The 18932-nt window shown below is 61.3% G+C and carries 18 protein-coding genes; 7 read left to right on the top strand and 11 right to left on the bottom strand.

Going from position 1 to position 18932, the window contains the following annotated elements:
- Nucleotides 1-162: 162 nt before the first annotated feature.
- The gene (locus HQN82_RS09010; protein WP_004443010.1) at nt 163-1128 is read right to left on the bottom strand and encodes a metallophosphoesterase family protein; all 966 of its coding nucleotides are present in this window, start codon (nt 1126-1128) and stop codon (nt 163-165) included.
- A gap of 65 nt (nt 1129-1193) precedes the next feature.
- Between HQN82_RS09010 and HQN82_RS09005 the strand changes: the two genes are divergently transcribed.
- Nucleotides 1194-1685 carry an NUDIX domain-containing protein gene (locus tag HQN82_RS09005; RefSeq protein ID WP_006699445.1) on the top strand — a complete coding sequence of 164 codons (492 nt, stop codon included), beginning with the start codon at nt 1194-1196 and terminating at the stop codon, nt 1683-1685.
- Nucleotides 1686-1700: 15 nt separating this feature from the next.
- On the opposite strand, the gene HQN82_RS09000 is transcribed toward HQN82_RS09005, so the two are convergent.
- Nucleotides 1701-2693, bottom strand: a complete 993-nt coding sequence (locus HQN82_RS09000; RefSeq protein WP_037089971.1) for a glutathione S-transferase family protein — start codon at nt 2691-2693, stop codon at nt 1701-1703.
- A gap of 295 nt (nt 2694-2988) precedes the next feature.
- Here HQN82_RS09000 and HQN82_RS08995 point away from each other — a divergent pair, with 295 nt between their 5' ends.
- Together HQN82_RS08995 and HQN82_RS08990 are read left to right on the top strand one after the other, a co-directional pair.
- Nucleotides 2989-3558, top strand: a complete 570-nt coding sequence (locus HQN82_RS08995; RefSeq protein WP_004443004.1) for a GNAT family N-acetyltransferase — start codon at nt 2989-2991, stop codon at nt 3556-3558.
- Between the two features lie 211 nt (nt 3559-3769).
- Nucleotides 3770-5083, top strand: a complete 1314-nt coding sequence (locus HQN82_RS08990; protein ID WP_006699448.1) for an MFS transporter — start codon at nt 3770-3772, stop codon at nt 5081-5083.
- Nucleotides 5084-5139: 56 nt separating this feature from the next.
- On the opposite strand, the gene HQN82_RS08985 is transcribed toward HQN82_RS08990, so the two are convergent.
- Complete coding sequence (locus tag HQN82_RS08985; RefSeq protein WP_037089763.1) at nt 5140-6105, bottom strand: MBL fold metallo-hydrolase; 966 nt, start codon at nt 6103-6105, stop codon at nt 5140-5142.
- Between the two features lie 86 nt (nt 6106-6191).
- Here HQN82_RS08985 and HQN82_RS08980 point away from each other — a divergent pair, with 86 nt between their 5' ends.
- The gene (locus HQN82_RS08980; RefSeq protein WP_022556707.1) at nt 6192-7145 is read left to right on the top strand and encodes a LysR family transcriptional regulator; all 954 of its coding nucleotides are present in this window, start codon (nt 6192-6194) and stop codon (nt 7143-7145) included.
- 19 nt (nt 7146-7164) lie between these two features.
- Here the strand turns inward: HQN82_RS08980 and HQN82_RS08975 are convergent, their stop codons facing one another.
- The 5 genes from HQN82_RS08975 to HQN82_RS08955 form a co-directional block, all read right to left on the bottom strand.
- Nucleotides 7165-7578: a GNAT family N-acetyltransferase gene (locus HQN82_RS08975; RefSeq protein WP_045532056.1), complete on the bottom strand. Its 414-nt coding sequence runs from the start codon at nt 7576-7578 to the stop codon at nt 7165-7167.
- Nucleotides 7579-7667: 89 nt separating this feature from the next.
- Entirely contained in the window at nt 7668-9752 is a 2085-nt protein-coding gene (locus tag HQN82_RS08970) for a hypothetical protein (protein WP_112766612.1), read from the bottom strand.
- A 1-nt stretch (nt 9753) separates the two neighbouring features.
- Nucleotides 9754-12564 (bottom strand): DUF4159 domain-containing protein, encoded by a 2811-nt coding sequence (locus HQN82_RS08965; RefSeq protein WP_112766611.1) that lies wholly within the window; start codon nt 12562-12564, stop codon nt 9754-9756.
- Complete coding sequence (locus HQN82_RS08960; RefSeq protein WP_004442988.1) at nt 12561-13487, bottom strand: DUF58 domain-containing protein; 927 nt, start codon at nt 13485-13487, stop codon at nt 12561-12563. Before HQN82_RS08960 ends, HQN82_RS08965 begins: the two co-directional genes overlap by 4 nt.
- A gap of 25 nt (nt 13488-13512) precedes the next feature.
- Nucleotides 13513-14523, bottom strand: a complete 1011-nt coding sequence (locus HQN82_RS08955; RefSeq protein WP_022556704.1) for an AAA family ATPase — start codon at nt 14521-14523, stop codon at nt 13513-13515.
- Between the two features lie 175 nt (nt 14524-14698).
- On the opposite strand from HQN82_RS08955, the gene HQN82_RS08950 reads away from it, so the two are divergent.
- From HQN82_RS08950 to HQN82_RS08940, 3 genes are read left to right on the top strand one after another with little or no spacing between them, the layout of a single operon-like run.
- Nucleotides 14699-15328, top strand: coding sequence for a DUF1285 domain-containing protein (locus tag HQN82_RS08950; protein ID WP_173614773.1), 630 nt, complete (start codon nt 14699-14701; stop codon nt 15326-15328).
- The gene (locus HQN82_RS08945) at nt 15325-15963 is read left to right on the top strand and encodes a CoA pyrophosphatase (protein ID WP_137068883.1); all 639 of its coding nucleotides are present in this window, start codon (nt 15325-15327) and stop codon (nt 15961-15963) included. Before HQN82_RS08950 ends, HQN82_RS08945 begins: the two co-directional genes overlap by 4 nt.
- Nucleotides 15960-17216 (top strand): CCA tRNA nucleotidyltransferase, encoded by a 1257-nt coding sequence (locus HQN82_RS08940; RefSeq protein ID WP_173614772.1) that lies wholly within the window; start codon nt 15960-15962, stop codon nt 17214-17216. Before HQN82_RS08945 ends, HQN82_RS08940 begins: the two co-directional genes overlap by 4 nt.
- A gap of 25 nt (nt 17217-17241) precedes the next feature.
- On the opposite strand, the gene HQN82_RS08935 is transcribed toward HQN82_RS08940, so the two are convergent.
- The 3 genes from HQN82_RS08935 to hemF form a co-directional block, all read right to left on the bottom strand.
- The gene (locus HQN82_RS08935) at nt 17242-17427 is read right to left on the bottom strand and encodes a DUF1059 domain-containing protein (protein WP_004442982.1); all 186 of its coding nucleotides are present in this window, start codon (nt 17425-17427) and stop codon (nt 17242-17244) included.
- A gap of 119 nt (nt 17428-17546) precedes the next feature.
- Complete coding sequence (locus tag HQN82_RS08930; RefSeq protein ID WP_004442981.1) at nt 17547-17813, bottom strand: hypothetical protein; 267 nt, start codon at nt 17811-17813, stop codon at nt 17547-17549.
- Between the two features lie 121 nt (nt 17814-17934).
- The gene (gene hemF, locus HQN82_RS08925) at nt 17935-18846 is read right to left on the bottom strand and encodes an oxygen-dependent coproporphyrinogen oxidase (protein ID WP_107339118.1); all 912 of its coding nucleotides are present in this window, start codon (nt 18844-18846) and stop codon (nt 17935-17937) included.
- Between the last annotated feature and the right edge of the window lie 86 nt (nt 18847-18932).

Below are 18932 nucleotides of genomic sequence, written 5' to 3'. Positions count from 1 at the left end.
CCTGCCGGGCATCTCCCCCTCAAGGGGGGAGATCAGCAGGAAGCACTAACATAGCCTCGTTTGCCAAGGTCGAGATGACCGAAAGATCGCCACGAGTCGATCTCCCCCTTGAGGGGGAGATGTCCGGCAGGACAGAGGGGGGTAAGCTGCACGCGCTAAGGTTTACTCCTCCGGGCTCTGCTCCGCAGGCCGCGAAAACCCCAGCGGCCGCCCGTTTTCATAAAATACCCTGATATCCTCAAGCGCGACACCGGTTGCCGTCTCATTGAGGCTGTGCCGCTCGCAGGTCACGTTCCAGGTGCCGGGACCGCCGGAGATGTTGAAGAGATTATAGGCCGCGCGCGGTTTTTCCCCACCGGGCCCCTGGCTAGCAGAGGCGATGCCGACCACGGGAATGTGGTCTTCACCATGGTGCGTGTTCAGCCAATAGACTGTGTTCAAATGTGTATGGCCATGCAGCACGAGCTCCGCACCGCCGACGCCTAGCGCCGCGGCGAAACGGCGTATGCCGATCATGCGCTTGTGCGTTGGGGCGGCGCCACGGATCGGCGGGTGGTGAATCATCACGACGCGGAACAGCCCCTGTTCCCCGGCTTTTTTCAACAGTTCCGCGGTGGCGCGCGCCTGCCGGTTGCCGAAATAGCCGGTGGCCGAGAAAGGTGGCGTCGCAATTGATGTGGAGCAGCCGATCAGCGCGATGGGGCCGCGCACGCGCATATAGGGGAATATCTTGCGGTCGTCGTCCCACTCGGCAGGGTCGCCATCGCCACGAACATAGGGGTACCAGGCCTGCATGGCCTTGTCATGCGCGCCGGACACATAGGCGTCGTGATTGCCGGGAACGACGGAGGTCTTTTCGGGGTCACCCACCTCTTCCAGCCAGTCGGCGGCGGCGCGAATTTCAATGCCGGTCGCAAGATTGACGAGATCGCCGGTGATAGCCAGATGATCCGGTGATTTTGTCTCCAGATCGTCCAGCAGCTTTTCCAGCGTATCGGTGAAGAGATGCTTGCGGCGGTTGCGATGCCAGTTGACGAAACCGGTGATACGCTTGGATGCAAGTTCGCGAAAAGTGAGTTTTGGAAGTGGCCCCAAATGGACGTCTGAAATATGCGCAAGTTTGAACATGGCGGCAGAGATAACCTATGATATGCCGCACGTCCAACAAAAGCCGGCAGGCGGGGAGAAACAGGGTGAATGACGAGACAACCGGGCGGCAGGCCCGTCCGTTCCATATGCGCGTCTTCATTCGTTTGCTGCATTTCGTTTTTCTGTTCACGCGCGGCGCAACTCTTGGCGTGCGTGCCGCCTGCTATGATGGAACCGGCAGGATTTTCCTCGTCCGCCACACCTATCTGCCGGGCTGGTATCTGCCGGGTGGAGGGGTGGAGCGGGGTGAAACCCTGCTCGCGGCGCTTCACAAGGAAATTCGGGAGGAAGGCAATCTCGAAGCCACGTCAAAGCCTGAGCTTTTCCATGTTTATCTCAATCTGGAAGGCAGCAATCGCGACCATGTCGCGCTTTATCGGCTTGAGGTTACCCAGACCAAGCCGAAAAAGCCGGATCATGAAATTGCCGAAAGCGGCTTTTTCGATCTTTCAAATTTGCCCGAAGGGGTGACGGGCGCAACCCGTCGCCGCCTTGCAGAACTTGCCGGCGAGGCGGCGCTCGCCGATCACTGGTAGCAGTGTCCACCCTCGTCAGGAAAGCGGGTCGCGGCCATGGGCCTTTGTCAGGTCCAGCTCGGGGCCGATGGGCACGATGCCTGTCGGATTGATGGTGCGGTGGCTGCGGTAATAATGTTCCTTGATATGGCGCATATCGACCGTGTCAGGCACGCCCGGCGTCTGGTAAAGATCGCGCAGGTAACCCGTGAGGTGCGGATAGTCGTGGATGCGGCGGATATTGCACTTGAAATGGCCGACATAGACGGGGTCGAACCGAACCAGCGTGGTGAACAGGCGCCAGTCCGCTTCCGTCTGCTCCGAACCGAACAGGAAACGGCGGTGCTTCAGCCGGTCTTCCAGCATGTCCAGCGTTTCGAAGACCTTGACCGCATTCTGCTGATAGGCATCCTGCGTTGTGGCAAAGCCAGCCTTGTAGACGCCGTTATTGACGGTGTCGTAAATCACGTCGTTCAACGCGTCTATTTCGGCGCGGAACGTCTCGGGATAATAATCGGTCTGCGAGCCGGTGAGGTCGTTGAAGGCGGAGTTGAACATGCGGATGATTTCCGCCGATTCGTTGGAAACGATGGTGCCGCGCTTCTTATCCCAGAGCACCGGCACGGTCACGCGGCCGGAATATTTGGGATCCGCTTTGGTGTAGACCTGCCAGAGCGCGGATGAACCGAAGAGGTGATCCTCGGTCGCACCTGGCGTCCGCTCACCTTCAGGCTTAAATTCCCAGCCGTTTTCCAGCATCAAAGGGTCGACAACCGAGACCGAAACAAGCTCTTCCAACTTTTTCAGCTTGCGAAAAATCAGGGTTCGGTGCGCCCAGGGGCAGGCGAAGGAGACATAGAGGTGGTAACGGTCCTTCTCCGCCGCGAAGCCGCCTTCTCCTGAAGGGCCGGGTGCGCCATCCGCCGTTATCCAGTTGCGAAATTGCGAGGCGCTGCGCTTGAAATGCCCCTTGGTTTCCTTGGTGTCGTACCAGACGTCTTTCCATACGCCTTCCACCAGCATGCCCATGACGATCTCCTTGATTGTTTCCTTGGCGGCAATCCTACCCGTTTCACTCGTTGTCGCGAACCCGCAAGGCATTGAACAATGCGTTTCCGTGCTGCAGAGCTGGAATGGGGCGGCGACGAGATTTGTTCTGGACGGGTCGTTATTTTCCTGATAATTGCGATTTTCACAAATCTGAGGAAATTTTTGATTATGATCGAACTACGGATGCTCCGACGACGCTGACGCTCCTGAACGCCCTAACCGGCGCAGCCGTCATCTATTGTCGCATCCGCATTCTGGAAGTTTCGGTCTCTTCATGTCCAAGCACGATCTTGTCTACCTCACCGAGGACGCGTCGCACGACGCCATCATCGAAGTCATCAACGAAGAAGCATTTGGCCCCGGCCGGCACACCCGTGCGGCAGCACGCATCCGCGAGCAGGGTCCGCATGACCGGTCGCTCTCCTTCGTCTGCGCCGATGATGGCGAGACGATTGCCTCGGTGCGCATGACGCCGGTTCTGGCAGGCGATGTGAAGGGTCATATGCTTGGCCCGCTTGCGGTTCGGCCCTCTCACAAGAACAAGGGCATCGGCCGGGAACTCGTCCGGATCGCCATCGCGGCGGCAAGGCGCAAGGGCTCCGAAGCCGTGATACTGATCGGCGATCCGCCCTATTACATGCCGCTCGGGTTCGAGAAAGTCGCTTATGCGGCGCTTGATTTTCCGGGGCCGGTTGATCCGAACCGGGTGCTGGTCGTGCCGCTTGGCAATGACGTGCACCAGCGGCTGAAGGGCAATATCGGCTGGCGCAAATGCGAGGCCGTGATGCCGGCCGCGACAGTGGAAGATGAGGGTTTCGAGGCGCCTCTTCGGGTTTACGGGTGACGGGATATCCGAAGAGCTTTTTGCTTCTTAGCGCAACATAAGCCCCGTCATTCCGGCCTTGAGCCGGAATGCAGCCAGGTCAAGTCTTTGGGCTGAAATCTTCTTCCAGTAGCCTGTTTCGAAACAACGCGTCTCCCTCCACAGAATTCAATTCCGTTTCCTCCCCCCATACGATAGCAAGTGAAAGTCGGTTTTTGCGAAGGGACGAGGCATGACGGCAATCACCATGAATGATGCGCTGGAGCGCGCGGGCGCAGGCGCCTATCAGCGCAGGCTGATGGGCATATTCGGCCTCGTCTGGGCGGCGGATGCCATGCAGGTTCTGGCCGTCGGTTTCACTGCGGCCTCCATTGCCGCAACCTTTGGGCTGACGGTGCCGCAGGCGCTGCAGACCGGAACAGCGTTCTTTTTCGGCATGTTGCTGGGTGCTGCGGGTTTCGGACGGCTGGCGGACCGTTACGGCCGTCGCCGGGTGCTGATCGTCACGGTGGCCTGTGATGCCCTGTTCGGCGTGCTTTCGATATTCTCGCCGGATTTCACCATTCTGCTTGTCCTGCGCTTTCTCACCGGGGCGGCCGTGGGCGGCACGCTGCCGGTGGATTATGCGATGATGGCGGAATTCCTGCCCGCCAGGAATCGTGGGCGCTGGCTCGTCTTTCTGGAAGGTTTCTGGGCTGTCGGGACGCTGATCGTGGCGCTTGCAGCCTGGGGTGCCAGCCTTGCCGGTGTTGCCGATGCCTGGCGATATATCTTTGCCGTAACCGCGTTCCCGGCTGTCCTCGGCCTTGGCCTTCGCTTTCTCGTGCCGGAATCGCCGCTTTATCTCCTGCGCACGGGTCGGTCGGAGGAAGCAAAGGCCGTCGTCAACCGTATGCTGGTCACGAATGGCCGCGCCCAGCTCGATGCCGGGACAGGGCTTTTCCAGCCTGAAGTGTCCAAGGGGCAGGGGATATTTTCACCGGCGCTGCGCCAACGCAGCATCATGATCCTCGCCATCTGGTTTCTCGTCTCCGTTTCCTATTACGGTGTCTTCACCTGGATGCCGGCGAAGCTGGCGGGAGACGGCTTCGGTTTCGTGCGCGGTTATGGTTTCCTTGTGCTGGTGGCGCTGGCACAGATCCCCGGCTACGCGCTTGCGGCCTATGGTGTCGAAAAGTGGGGTCGCAAGCCGACGCTGATCGGCTTCTGCCTGCTCTCCGCGCTCGGATGCCTGCTTTTCACGCTTGCTTCCGGCGGTGCGATGATTGCCGCCTCGCTTCTCATCATGAGCTTTGCGTTGCTTGGCACCTGGGGCGCTCTCTATGCATTCACGCCGGAACTTTACCCGACGGAATCACGGGCAACCGGCATGGGTGCCGCAGGGGCGATGGCGCGGCTTGGCGGCCTGCTGGCGCCGTCACTCCTCGGTTATGCCATTGCGCAGGGTTTTGGTGTCGCGATCGGCATATTTGCCGGGCTGCTGGTACTGGCCGCCATTGCGGCGACAATGATCAATGCGGAAACGCGCCAGGTGGCGCTGACATAGGGTGTCAGTGCGGGACGATGGCCTGACCCTTGAGGATCAGGCCATTCTGTTCGGCTTTATAGCGTCGTGTAATTCACCGGCAGCCAATCATAATTGGTGCTGTCGGTGCGCACATGACCGATGCCGGGGAAGGCGATATGCGCCCCTGCCACCAGATATTTGCCTTCCACCGCCTGTTTAAATGCCAGATCACGCGTGGCGACGGCTGCCTTCTGATCGACGTCGAATGCGACGGCGACATCAGGTTCATCGAACTGGAGGATATCGCCATGGGTAATATCGCCCCAGAAGACGATTTTCTGGCCGTTGCTTTCGAGAACGATGCCGCTGTGGCCCGGCGTGTGGCCGGCGTAAAGGACTGAGCCGAGACCGGGAACCGGCGCGGCATTGTCGCCGAACGTCTCGAACTTGCCGGCATCGATATAGGGCTGGATGCTTTCTTTGGCTTCGGCATAGCCCTTCTTCAGCGCCTCCGGTGCTGCCTTGGCCTTCGCCTCATCGAGCCAGAAAGCGGCTTCGCGCTTGTTCACGCGCAGGGTCGCGTTGGCGAAGACGCGCTTGCCATCCGCGGAGAGACCGCCGGAATGATCTGTATGGATATGGGTGAGAACGACATCATCTATCTCATCTGCTTTGTAGCCCGAGGCTTCGATATTGGCGACGAGCCTGCCGAGGCTTGGGCCAAGATAGGAGCCGGTGCCGGCATCGATCAGCACCAGCCTGTCACCGGTGTTGACGAGAAACGCATTGACGGACGTAGGCGTCTCTTCCGGAAGGAACGCATCCTGAAGCGCCTTCGTCGCATGTTCCGGTGTGGTGTTGGTGTAGATTTTGGCAAGCGGCAGCGCAATGACGCCGTCCGAAAGCGCAGTAACTTCCACCTTGCCGACCATCAGCCGGTAGAAGCCGGGCGCCTGCGTGGCGACAAGCGGTGCCTTGGCAAATGCGACGGAGGGCGCAACAAAGGGGGCGGCGATGAGGGCGCTGGCGGCGCCTTTGAGAAGTGAGCGACGTGATGGCATTGAAGGCTCCTGGGTTTAGGAATGTCTTGAAACTTTCCGATCTCCAGTTAAGTGTAGGCAGGTTAGCAATCAAATCGATGTGACTTATGCAAACTATCGATCATTTCAATCTCCGTTCCTTCGACCTCAATCTCCTCGTCGCTTTCGATGCGATGATGGAAGAGATGAACGTCACGCGCGCGGCACGGCGGCTGAAAATCCAGCAACCTGCCATGAGCCATAATATCTCCACCCTGCGCACACTGTTTCAGGATGAGCTGTTCATTCGCGTGGGGCAGGAAATGAAGCCGACGGCGCGGGCGCTCAATCTGGCGGGGCCGGTGCGGCAGGCGCTGAGACAAGCGCAGGCGGCGGTGCTGACGGCTGATGTGTTCGATCCGGCGACCGAGCGGCGGACGTTCCGGCTCGGCATGTCAAGCGAGGTTGAGCTGTTGCTTTTGCCGGATCTGTCCGCGCGGCTGCGCGAGATCGCACCCGGTATCCGTATCCTTGCGCGCAACGGGCAACAGCAGGAAATCACCGCTATGCTGGATACGGGCGTGATCGACATGGCTGTCGGATGCACCTATTCGAAGGAACAGCGGCACCATTGCGAACCGCTTTATTCTTCCAGCGTGCTCTGCTGCTTCAACCCGGCTCTGCTCGATCTGCCCAATCCCGTTGGACTGGACGCCTATCTGTCGGCCAAGCACGCGGTCATATCACAGACCGACAGTCTGCATGGCTGTATCAAGGACGCGCTGGAACTGACCGGACTGGAAATCGACGTCGTCGCCGCTGCGCCGGATTTTCTTTCCGTGCTGGCAACGGCGCGCTCCTCAGCCGTGCTGGCGACCGTGTCTTCGCGCATTGCTCAGCGTTATGCGCCGATGCTGGGACTGGAAGTGAGCCCGGTGCCGGTGACGTTGAATTTCCCGCCTGTCGCCATGGTCTGGACATTGCAGACCGATGCGGATGCGGGAGCCGTGTGGCTGCGTCAACAGATTCGCGACACCATGGGACGCACGGTCGACAGCGAGGTGTCGGGCATCGCCGCCTGAAATTTGCGTGGCCGGTGCTCTAGAACCGTTTCTCCAGCCAGGTGATGGATTGGCCGCTGGAGAGTGGCCCAAGCGAGCCGATCTTGGTGAAACCGTACCGTTCGTAAGTCCTCAGCGCATCCGGGTTCATCGTGTCGATATAGGCGCCCATACAGCCGCGCTTTTTCGCCTCGTCTTCGGCCATGGCCAGAAGTTTCGAGGCCGTGCCTTGTCCCCGCATCGTCTCCGGCACGAAAAGAAGCTGCACATAAAGCCAGCCGCGGGCGGTGTGGCCCACCAGACCGCCGGTGACCTCATTGTCGTCATTGCGGATGGTGATGATAATGTCGCGTTTGTCGCTTTCGCCGAAACGAGCAAGATTATAGGCCACCAGAGGATCGCGGATGGCTTTTTCGGCCTCTGGATCGGCGGCATCGCTTAAAACGAAATTCATGTTCATCTTCCCCGGCCGCCGGGCGGTGGCCGTTTCCCGTTTACGTGCCGAGACGAGGGGAAGGCCCCACGATCTTTGCTGGAACGCCCTTACCGGCCTTCACGCCACCATAGAGCGGAGAAGGCAAGCAGCAACGCGCCTAGCCCGGCGAAACCTGCAAAGAGCGGCAGGGTGTTGACGCCTTTCAGCACCGTCTCGTCGGTCATGCGTATCAGCATGCGATCCTCATCGGCAACCCTGATATCGCCGCGGACCGGCAATATATCCGGCAGTGCGACCCGGCCGGAATTATCGGCGACACGGTGCACGCTGCCTTTGGTGGCATCGGCCAGCGGCTTCAGCGTTTCGGTCGTTGAAATCATCGCCTTGAATTCGGGGGCGTCCACCGCGCCAACATGGACGAGGGTGGTGAAATCGCCGTTCTTGATTTCGAACAGGCCGGTTTCATCCATGCGGCGTTCGATCCTGTAGAGACCGGGCTCGCTGCTGGTGAAAGCCATGTTTTCGGTTTTGCCGGAAGGGAAACGCACGCTGGCCTGACCGGGATCGTCACCGATGGTCTGACGGGTGATCTGCAGGGTGCGGCCGTTGGCGCGCGCTGTCAGTGCCTCTTCCTCCAGCTCGGGTTCTTTCATCAGCCAGTGGGCGATGCGGCGGTAAAGCGCCACATGCGGGCCGCCGCCCTCATAACCACGCGCCCAGAGCCAGCCCTGATCCGACAGCAGCATGGCGACACGGCCTTCACCCTGGCGGTTGAGCACCAGCAGCGGGTCCTGACCATCGCCCAGCATCACGGTCTGGCCCTGCGGCGGGTCGACGCTGATGGTGCGGAACCAGCGGCCCCATTGCGGCGGCTCATTGCCCGATCCCTCTAGCCCGCGGGTGACCGGGTGTTTCTTGCCCGCTTCCGAAAGACGCGGATAGAAGGCAGCCTGATGCACCTGCCCGGTCGGCTGCGCCGGCAGCACGGAGGCCAGAGGCGTCATGGCGATTGAATCCTGACCGGCATGTTCCGGCCCGGCGGCAATCAGCAGCGCGCCGCCTTTTTCGACATATTGGGCGATGTAATCGTAATAGAGGATCGGCAGCACGCCGCGATGCTGGTAGCGATCGAAGATGATGAGATCGAAATCATTGATCTTCTCGACGAACAGCTCCCGTGTGGGGAAGGCGATCAGCGAGAGTTCGTTGATCGGCGTGCCGTCCTGCTTTTCCGGAGGACGCAGAATGGTGAAATGCACCAGATCGACCGAGGCGTCGGATTTCAGGAGGTTGCGCCATGCCCGTTCGCCGGCGTGCGGTTCGCCGGAGACGAGCAGCACGCGCAGGTTCTGACGGATGCCTTCGATCAGGTGAACGGCGCGGTTATTGGCAACAGTCACTTCGCCCGGGATTTCGGCGACGGAAAATTCCATGACATTGTTGCCGCCGCGTGGGACCTTGAAGCGGAACGGCGTCGGCTGACCGGGTGTCGCCTGTAGTGTGGCGATCTCTTCGCCATTCATCTTCACCGTCACCTCAGCCGCGCCACCGCCTGCCGGGCGTCCGTCATCGAAGACGCGCAGCGTCAGTTGCTGTTCCTCATTGACGATGCCGAAGCGTGGGGCGCGAACGATTTCGATACGGCGGTCGAACTCATCAGCCTTGCCCGTGATCAGGCCGTGCACGGGCGCGCGGAAGCCGAGCGCCTGCTCGGCGTTGGGCAGGGCATTGGGAATATCGTGAATCTGGCCATCGCTCAGCAAAATCGCGCCACCCACGCGGGAAGGCGAGACATCCGAAACGGCGGAGGACAAGGCCGAGAAAAGCTGGGTCGAGGGCGAATCGCTCTCGCCATTGTCGCGCACTTCAACGATACGCGGCTCGATGCGCGGGAAGCGGGACAGCCGGTCTTTCAGCGCGTTAAGCGCCGTATCCGTCATCTGCGGCCGGTCCTGCACGTCCTGGCTCTGCGAGCGGTCCACGATAACGGGGACGATGGTGGAAAGCGGCTCGCGCTCCTCCTGCGTCAAAAGCGGATTAGCGATGGCGGCAAGCAGGGCGGCGAGCGCCAGCCCGCGCAACCATGCGCCACGCACGCCGCGCCACAGGCCGATGAAGGAAAGGAGAAGTGCTGCGACGGCCAGAACGGCGATCACGATCCATGGCAGGAAGGGAGCGAAGGTCAATGTCATGTCACTGCCCCAACCGTTCGAGAAGTGCCGGAACATGGACCTGATCGGCCTTGTAGTTGCCGGTCAGCATATACATCATGATGTTGACGCCGGAGCGGAAGGCATGTTCGCGCTGCATCTCGTCAGGCGGCACGGTGGGCAGAACCGGTGCGCCCTGCGCATCGACGGCCCATGCCCCGGCGAAATCATTACCGGTTATCATGATCGGCGTCACGCCGTCCCCGGAGGAGGAGAGGCCGGAGGTGGTCTTGGCGGCACCCTGACGCGATTCCACCCAGAGCGGCGAGCCATTGTAACGGCCGGGGAAATTGGTGAGCAGGTAGAAGGAACGCGTCAGGACGTGATCCTCCGGCACGGGCTCCAGCGGCGGAATGTCGATATTGGCAAGGATCGCCTGCAGGCGTTCGCCATTAGGGCTGGTCGCGCCGGTATCGAGCGAGGAGAACTGGTCGCGTGTATCGAACAGCACGGTGCCACCGGCGCGCATATAGGCGTCGATGCGCGAGATGGCGGCGCTGGACGGCATGGGCGCGGAGGCCGAAACCGGCCAGTAGATGATTGGGTAGAAGGACAATTCATCCTTGGAAATATCGAGACCGACAGGCTGGCCGGGCTCCAGCGTCGTGCGCCAGGTCAGGAATTCGCTCAAACCCTGCAAACCCTGTTCTGAAATGCGGTCGACATCGTCTTCGCCGGTGCGGACATAAGCGAGATGAGTGGTGTCGAGCCGCTCGAATATCTGCTCGTCGCCGGGTTTGGGATCGTCGGCGCGGGCGTCGTTTGGCGCCATGGCGGCAAAGGCACCAAGCGCCAGCAGCATTGTGGCCACTGTGGCGCTTCTGGCTTTCGGCAGGCGGGCGAAGGCGCCGTTCATGAAAAGCACGATCAGGCTGTCGGCGATCAGCATCAGGAAGGCAGCGATGAAGAGGGCGGGACGCAGCGATTTCGCGGTTTCGCCGATCAGCGCTTCACTTGACGTGCTGACACCGGCGGCCGACGTATCGAGCGGGCGCAGCGTCGCACCTGCGGGCAGGAGATTGAGAGCCACGAAACCATCCTCTGTGCCGTAAAGGCCGGGGGGATTGTCGAAACCGGTGCGCGGAAGCTGGCCCGCGCGCATTTCCAGGGGCCGGGCAGTGCCGATTTCGGCAGATAGCGCGCCTTCCGCCGTCAGCAGCCGGAAGGGTGGTAGAGCGGCGGCCTGGGCATTGGCGGAGGCCGAAGCGCCGCCCGCCTTGGACAATTGCACGATACGGCGAAGCATATCGACGAAGTGGCCTGATATCGGCAGGTCGGACCAGCTGGCCTCGGCGCTGACATGGAACAGCACGATGCGGCCCGCCTCGACGTTGCGGGTGGTGACGAGCGGCGTGCCATCGGCGAGGCTTGCCCAGGTGCGTTCGGCGAGGTCCGGTGTCGGCTCGGCCAGAACCTGACGTTTGACGAGAATGCCATCGGCCTTCGGCATGCCGGCGAAAGCGCCGAATGCAGGGAAATCGGCAAGCGGTTGCGGTTCAGCCCAGGAGAGCGCGCCGCCGAGTGCGCGTTCACCCTGTCTCAGCGTCACCGGCACCAGCGGGTCGTCGGCTGGTGCTGCGGCAAGGCGTGGCCCGGCGAAGCGGATCAACGTGCCGCCGCCCGCAAGCCATTTTTGCATCGGCTCATATGTTTCCTGCGGCAGGCGGCCGATATCGGCCATGACAATGACGGAGGGGTTGGATTGCAGGATTTCCGGGATAGCCTGCGCCAGATCGGCCTGCCGCTGCGGAATGAGATCGACGAAGGGCTGAAGTGCGCGGCTGATGTAATAAAGCGGTTGCAGCAGCGGCTGGAAGTCGTTGCCGGTTTCGCCTGCCAGCAGCGCCACGCGGCGGCGGCGGAAGCCGTCATCGAGAAGATGCACTGCACCCGCCGTGGAAACACCTTCAAGGGAAAGACGGGCGAAATCGTTGCGCAATTCGAAGGGTGCTTCCACCGTTGCCGTTGTTTCAGCCTGGCCGGGGGCGAAGGTGGCGATGCCATTGGCGAGGATGCGGCCCTGGCTGTCCTGCGCGTTGACCGTCAACCGGGCGGCTTCCGCAGTATCGAGCCTTGAAAGCGAAACGCTCATGGCGTCGGCATTGTTGGTTGCGCCCGTTATCGCGGCAATGGCCTTGCCGTCGCCGCTGACGATACGGAATTCGGCTGGTGAAAGACTGGCCAGCGTTTTCAGGGCGCTTTCGTCCTGCGCCGTCTGCACGCCATCAGCGATATAGGCGAGGGTGCCGGGGGTCGTGCCGTTAAGCGCTTCGGTGATGGCTTCGGCCGTACGGACACGATCGGGCACGAGCGGCTTCGGTTTTGCCGCTGCCAGCTTTTCCAGGGCGACCGCTGTCGTTCCGGGCACGGCGTCGTGTTCGGCATCAGCTGTAAAAGCGATGGCGACGGGGCGCTCGGCACGCTCTGCATCCCCGATCAGGGCTTCCGCGGTCGCCACGCGCCGCTCCCAGTCGGGCGCAGACGCCCAGCTATTGTCAACCACAAGGACCAGCGGGCCGCTGCCGGCGATGCCGCTGTTGCGTGGATTTACCACGGGATCGGCGAGAGCAAGAATCACGGCGGCGGCAAGCGCCATGCGCAGCAAGGTGAGCCACCACGGGCTTTTCGACGGCGTTTCCTCGCGTTTCAACACCGTCGCCAGAATCTTCAGTGGCGGGAAGACCTCCGCCTTGGGGCGCGGCGGGGTAAGCCGCAGCAGCCACCAGATGGCAGGCAGCGCCAGCAAGCCGAAGAGGATGTAGGGGCTGGTGAAGACGAAAGGCAATGCGCTCATCGGCGGCCACCGCCTTGCCCACCGCCCTGTGCCGGCGCGCCGGAAAGATACATGTGCATGGCCACCAATGCCTCGGAAGCGAGATGGTCGGTGCGGTGGAACACGAAGTTCCAGCCCAGCCGGCGAAGCGACGAGGAGAGTGCCTCGCGCCTTGCGAGATAGGCGCGGGTATAGTCCTCGCGAATGGTTTCGGCGCGGCCGGACACCAGTTTTTCGCCGGTTTCCGGATCGCTGAATTCGGTGCGGCCGGAATAGGGGAAGGTTTCTTCGGCCGGGTCGGCAATTTCCACCACGTGGCCGCGCAAGCCCCGCCGTGCGAGCGGTGAAATGCGTTCCATCACGGCCTGTGCATCATCGAGAAAATCACCGATCAGCACGATGTCGCTCGCGCCTCGGATCATGCCCGTTTCCGGCATGCCTTCGGTCGGCGGCGCATGCATGATCGCGGTGGCGAGCCGTTCGGCGGCATTCCGGGCCGAAACCGGTTCCATGATACCGGGGCAGCCGATGCGCTCGCCGGAGCGCGCGAGGATTTCCGCCAGCGCCAGCATCAGCACCAGGGCCCGGCTTTCCTTGGAAACGGAACCGAGGGTCGATTTGAACATCATCGACGGCGACATGTCAGCCCAGAGCCAGATGGTGTGGGCCGCTTCCCATTCGCGGTCACGCACATAGGTATGATCGTCGCGGGCGGAGCGCCGCCAGTCGATGCGCGAGAGACTTTCGCCTTCGGCATAGGGGCGGAACTGCCAGAAATTTTCCCCGATGCCGCGCTTGCGGCGGCCATGCCAGCCTGCGGTGACGGTGTTGGCGATGCGCTTTGCCTCGACCATGCAGTCCGGCACCAGAGCGGCGCGCTGGCGCGCGCGCGCCAGAACTTCGCTACCCGGCGTCTTGTCTACGATCTGGCCGATGGATGCCACATGCAGTCCTTTCGCGAACGTCGCTTCAGTTCTTCGCCTGCTCCACGAGGGCAGCGATGACATCGCGCACCGACATGCCTTCGGCGCGGGCCGCAAACGTCAGCGCCATGCGGTGTTCCAGCACCGGTTCGGCCAGCGCATAGACATCGTCAAGCGAGGGCGCGAGCCTGCCTTCGTAAAGCGCACGCGCACGGGCCGTCAGCATCAGCGACTGGCCGGCGCGCGGACCGGGACCCCAGGCAACGTTCTTATCGGTCAACTTGTTGCCGTGGCCGGGGCGGGCGGAACGGACGAGCGACAGAATGGCGTCCACCACCTTGTCGCTGACCGGCATCTGGCGGATGAGCGCCTGTATCTCCATCATGCGGGGCGCATCGATGACGCCGCGTGCTTCGCCCGAGCCGGTGCCCGTGGTGTCGAGCAGGATCTGGCGTTCGGCGGCAAGTTCGGGATAACCGACATCCACCTGCAGCAGGAAGCGGTCGAGCTGGGCTTCGGGCAGCGGATAGGTGCCCTCCTGTTCCAGCGGGTTCTGCGTTGCGAGAACGTGAAACGGCTTCGGCAGCTCATATGTCTGGCCGGCCATGGTGATGTGGTATTCCTGCATGGCCTGCAGCAGCGCGGACTGCGTGCGCGGGCTGGCGCGGTTGATTTCATCGGCCATCAGCAACTGAGCAAAAACCGGTCCCTTGATGAAGCGGAACGAGCGGCGGCCGTTTTCGTCCTGGTCCATGACTTCGGAACCGAGAATATCTGACGGCATCAGATCCGGGGTAAACTGGATGCGGTTGGCGTCGAGGCCGAGCACGGTGCCGAGTGTGGTGACGAGCTTGGTCTTGGCAAGGCCGGGAACGCCGACGAGAAGGGCGTGGCCGCCGGAGAGGATGGCGAGAAGCGTGTTCTGCACCACCTTTTCCTGGCCGAAGATAACCTTGGAGACTTCCGCGCGGATCGCCGCAATGTCGGACAGCGCCTTTTCGGCCGAGGCGATGATCGCCTTTTCATCGAGGGTTTCGCCGGTATTCATCACGCCCATGTCGCTCTCCTCATACCTTCGCCGCTGTCACATTTGCATTCCGGTTTTGCTGGCCGCCAGCCGGAACGGATTTTGCGCTGCATATAGCTTATTGCTCTCTTGGCCGCTGACAAGCGCCATTCGAATGACTATGTCGTGACTTAGTATTTCCTTATCGGCAAAGCGAGACTCGAATATGGCAGCGGAGACGATAAATTCGGCTGATGATGCGGCTGGCCTTGCGGCGTTGATTTCCCGCGCCGCGGAACAGACCGGTGACGCCAGGCGCGGACCGGCCCCGGTGGACCGCTGGAATCCACCCTTTTGCGGCGATCTCGACATGGAAATCCGCGCTGACGGCACCTGGTTCTACCTCGGCACGCCCATTGGCAGGGCGCCGCTGGTGCGGCTGTTTTCGACCGTTCTGCGCAAGGATCAGGATGGCAAAACCTATCTTGTAACTCCTGTGGAAAAAGTCGGGATCCGGGTCGTCGATGCGCCTTTCGTCGCCGTGGAAATGAAGGTGACGGTGGGCGAGGAGGATGGGGAGCCTGTGCTCACTTTCCGGACGAATGTTGGCGACGTGGTAGAGGCGGGGCGGGAGCATCCGCTGCGGTTTGAAATTTCGGGCGAAAACCGCGAGTTGAAGCCCTATCTTCTGGTCCGCGGCCGTCTGGAAGCGCTTGTCTCGCGAGCCGTGATGTACGACCTCGTCGCCCTCGGTGAAGTGATCGAGGTTAACGGCGTCGACATGTTCGCGGTGTGCTCGGGTGGCGTCGTTTTTCCAGTCATGCCCGCCAATGAACTGGAACGGCTTTCGCAATGACGATCACGACAATAGGCCTCAGGGCTTTTACTGCAAGCGACTTCCGCCGCCGGGTGCTGCAGGAGGGCGAGGGCGTGGCCGAGCGCGAAAATGGCGACCATGTCCTCAATCCGGGCGTGGTGCTGTCCGGGAACGGCATCAAACTGAAAGACGCCGCCGTGCTGGTCCCGGTTATCGATGACGGCAATGATGCCCGGGTGATCTTCACCCAGCGCACCTCCACCTTACGCAAACATTCAGGTCAGATTTCCTTCCCGGGCGGCGGTATCGACGCCGAGGACCGCACGCCGGAAGAGGCAGCATTGCGCGAAGCGGAGGAGGAAATCGGTCTGTCCCGGTCCTTCGTGGAAACGGTGGGGCGATTGCCGGATTATATCTCCGGCACGGGTTTCCGGATAAAGCCGGTGCTGTCCGTTGTTCGGCCGGGCTTCGACCTCACGCTCAATCCGGCGGAAGTGGACGAAGTTTTCGAGGTGCCGCTGTCCTTCCTGATGAACCCTGAAAACCACGCGCGCGGTAGCCGCATCTTTCAGGGGAAGGAGCGGTTTTTCTATGAAATGCCCTATGGTGAACGCTACATTTGGGGCATTACGGCGGGCATCGTCAGGACGATTTACGAAAGGTTTTATTTATGAACAGCCTTGCCGGCCAGGACTGGTTCGAAAAACCGGCGCTGAAGCGCATTTTCGCGCTTTTGAATGCCGATGGCGGAGAGGTGCGGATCGTCGGCGGCGCGGTGCGCAACGCGCTGATGGGCCTGCCGGTGGTCGATATCGACATGGCCACGACGCTGACCCCCGACGTGGTTGTTGCGCGGGCCAAGGCTGCGGGCATCAAGGCGGTGCCAACAGGCATCGAGCATGGCACGGTAACGCTGGTCATCGACGGTGAAGGTTTCGAGGTGACGACGCTGCGCCGCGATGTGGAGACCAATGGCCGCCACGCACAGGTGGCCTTCGGCACCGACTGGCAGACCGATGCCGAGCGGCGCGATCTCACCATCAATGCTCTTTATGCCGATGAAAAGGGCGAGATCATCGACCTCATCAACGGGTTGCCCGATATCGAAACCGGAACCGTGCGCTTCATCGGCGATGCGGCGACGCGAATTTCGGAAGATTATCTGCGGATTCTCCGCTTTTTCCGCTTTTTTGCCCATTATGGCTCTGGCCGCCCGGATGCCGATGGCTTGCGAGCCAGCGCACGGGCCAAGGACAGGCTGGCGACGCTTTCGGCCGAGCGGGTGTGGAGCGAGTTGAAAAAGCTGCTTTCGGCCCGCGATCCTTCCCGCGCCCTGCTCTGGATGCGGCAATCGGGCGTTCTAACGGAAATTCTTCCCGAAACCGAGAAATGGGGTATCGACGCCATTCACGGTCTGGTCGCGACGGAGCAGGCTCTTGGCTGGGCGGTAGATCCAATGCTGCGGCTTGCCGCGATCGTGCCGCCGGATGGCGAGAGGATGGCCTCTCTGGCCGCGCGGCTGAAGCTGTCGAAGGCAGAAGCTGCCTACCTTGCCCATTGGGCCGCGGCCCCGCCGGCAGATCCCGAACTGAAGGAGACGGCGCTCGACCGGCTGCTTTATCGTCAAGGTGTTGAAGGCGTGAAGATGCGGCTGAAACTCGCGCTTTCCTCCGCTCGTGCCGATATTTCGGCCGGCGAGACAGCCATGCAGACGGTTGCGCGGTTTTCGACACTGCTGGCGAGGGCGGAGAAATTCCAGAAGCCCGGATTTCCGTTAAGCGGTGCAGACGTGATGGCAGCGGGCGTCGCGGCCGGTCCGCAGGTCGGCGAGGTGCTGAAAAGCCTTGAGGAAAAGTGGATCGACGTCAATTTCTCGCTTGACCGGGCAGCGCTAACCGCCCGGCTTAAAGAGATGCTTCAGAACTGATATTGCCAGAACGCTACACTCCGGTCTAAGCCGCATTCGCCTCGTCGCGGATGCGGGCCTTGATGTTCTCGATCATATTTTCGCGGATAACGGTTTCGCCGTGGGCCGAGCGCATATGCTCCACCGTGCGGCGGACGACTTCAGCATCGTCATCTGCGCGTGTATGCCAGGCGCAGCCCGGCACGAGCGTTCCACATTCAAAAAGTCTCATGGTCTTGCCTCCCTGCTTCAGAAAAAGGCAGCATTGAAGTGACGTGCTGCCCTTCCGTTATGAAACAAAAGTCCGCCGCTTATGTTCCAAAGCGGCGTCCTTGAGCGCTGATACCGGACTTATTCGGGCATCGCCCAGCACTGGAAAACGGAGGACGTCCCGGCCGGCGGGATTTTTGTGCTGGGTCGTTCGTCGTTATCCGCGCGCTTCACGGCTTTTCCGGCGAGCGTGCGTTTCACCTGTTCGACATAAAAGGAATGCGGCAGTTCGCGATCACCCGTTGAGCGCATTTCGGCGGCCAGGCGGTCAATCAATGCGGTGGTATCGATGGATTGCGATGCTCCCTCGGCGGAAGCAGAAATAGGCATGCTGTTCGAAGTAATCATGACGATAGCTCCTCCAGTACGTCTGCGGGAGGAGACTACCACTGCCTTGATTTTTCCATAAGTCCTAATTTACGCTATTTGCGACAAAATGGCTGATAAGCGTCAAATTTGCGTGAGGTTTTCAGGGCCAGCGCACCACCGGCGGCAGGGAAGACAGGATCGATTCGACGTTGCCGCCGGTCTTCAGTCCAAAGATGGTGCCGCGATCGTAGAGAAGGTTGAATTCCACGTAGCGGCCACGGCGAATAAGCTGCTCGTCACGGTCCTCTTCCGTCCAGTTCTGGTTGAAATTGGCGCGGACGATTTTCGGATAGACCAGATTGAAGGCCCGGCCGACATCCTGCACGAAGGCGAAATTGGCGTCCCAGCCGCCATTTTGCTCTTGCGGATGCAGCCAGTCGAAAAAGATGCCGCCGGTGCCGCGCGGCTCGTCGCGGTGCTTCAGGAAGAAATACTCGTCGCACCACGTCTTGTATCGTGGATAGTCCGCCACGGGATGGCGGTTGCAGGTGATCTCGAAGGCGCGGTGGAACAGCTGGGTATCGGCGTCCTGTTGCGTCCGCCTGCGGCCAAGCACCGGCGTCAGGTCCGCGCCGCCGCCGAACCAGTGGCTGGTGGTGACGACCATGCGGGTGTTCATGTGCACGGCCGGCACATTGGGATTGACCGGATGGGCGATGAGCGACAGTCCCGATGCCCAGAAGCGCGGGTCTTCTTCCGCGCCCGGTATCTGCTTGCGGAATTCCGGCGAAAATTCGCCGTAGACGGTGGAGGTGTGCACGCCAACCTTTTCGAAGACGCGGCCTTCCATCATAGACATCTTGCCGCCGCCGCCTTCACCATTGTCACGCAGCCAGTCTTTCTGGACGAAACGGCCCGGTTCCTGATCGGACAAGGGGCCGGTCAGTTCGTTTTCCAGGGTTTCGAAGGAGGCGACGATGGTGTCGCGCAGATGCTGGAACCATGCCTGGGCAACGGCCTTCTTGTCTTCAATGTCCTCGGGCAAGCCCTTCGGCAAGATCGGCCGTTCCATGTCTCATTCTCCTGCTGTGTAGTCTGTCATGCCGCCTCTAGCAGGTGTTTGCGCCGCGCACAAATTCGACTCGCCAAGTCAGCGGG

The sequence above is a fragment of the Agrobacterium pusense genome (genome assembly GCF_013285525.1).
Lineage (GTDB): Bacteria > Pseudomonadota > Alphaproteobacteria > Rhizobiales > Rhizobiaceae > Agrobacterium > Agrobacterium pusense.
The sequence above is the reverse complement of the archived record's forward strand: the minus strand, read 5'-3'. Positions and strand labels throughout refer to the sequence as shown.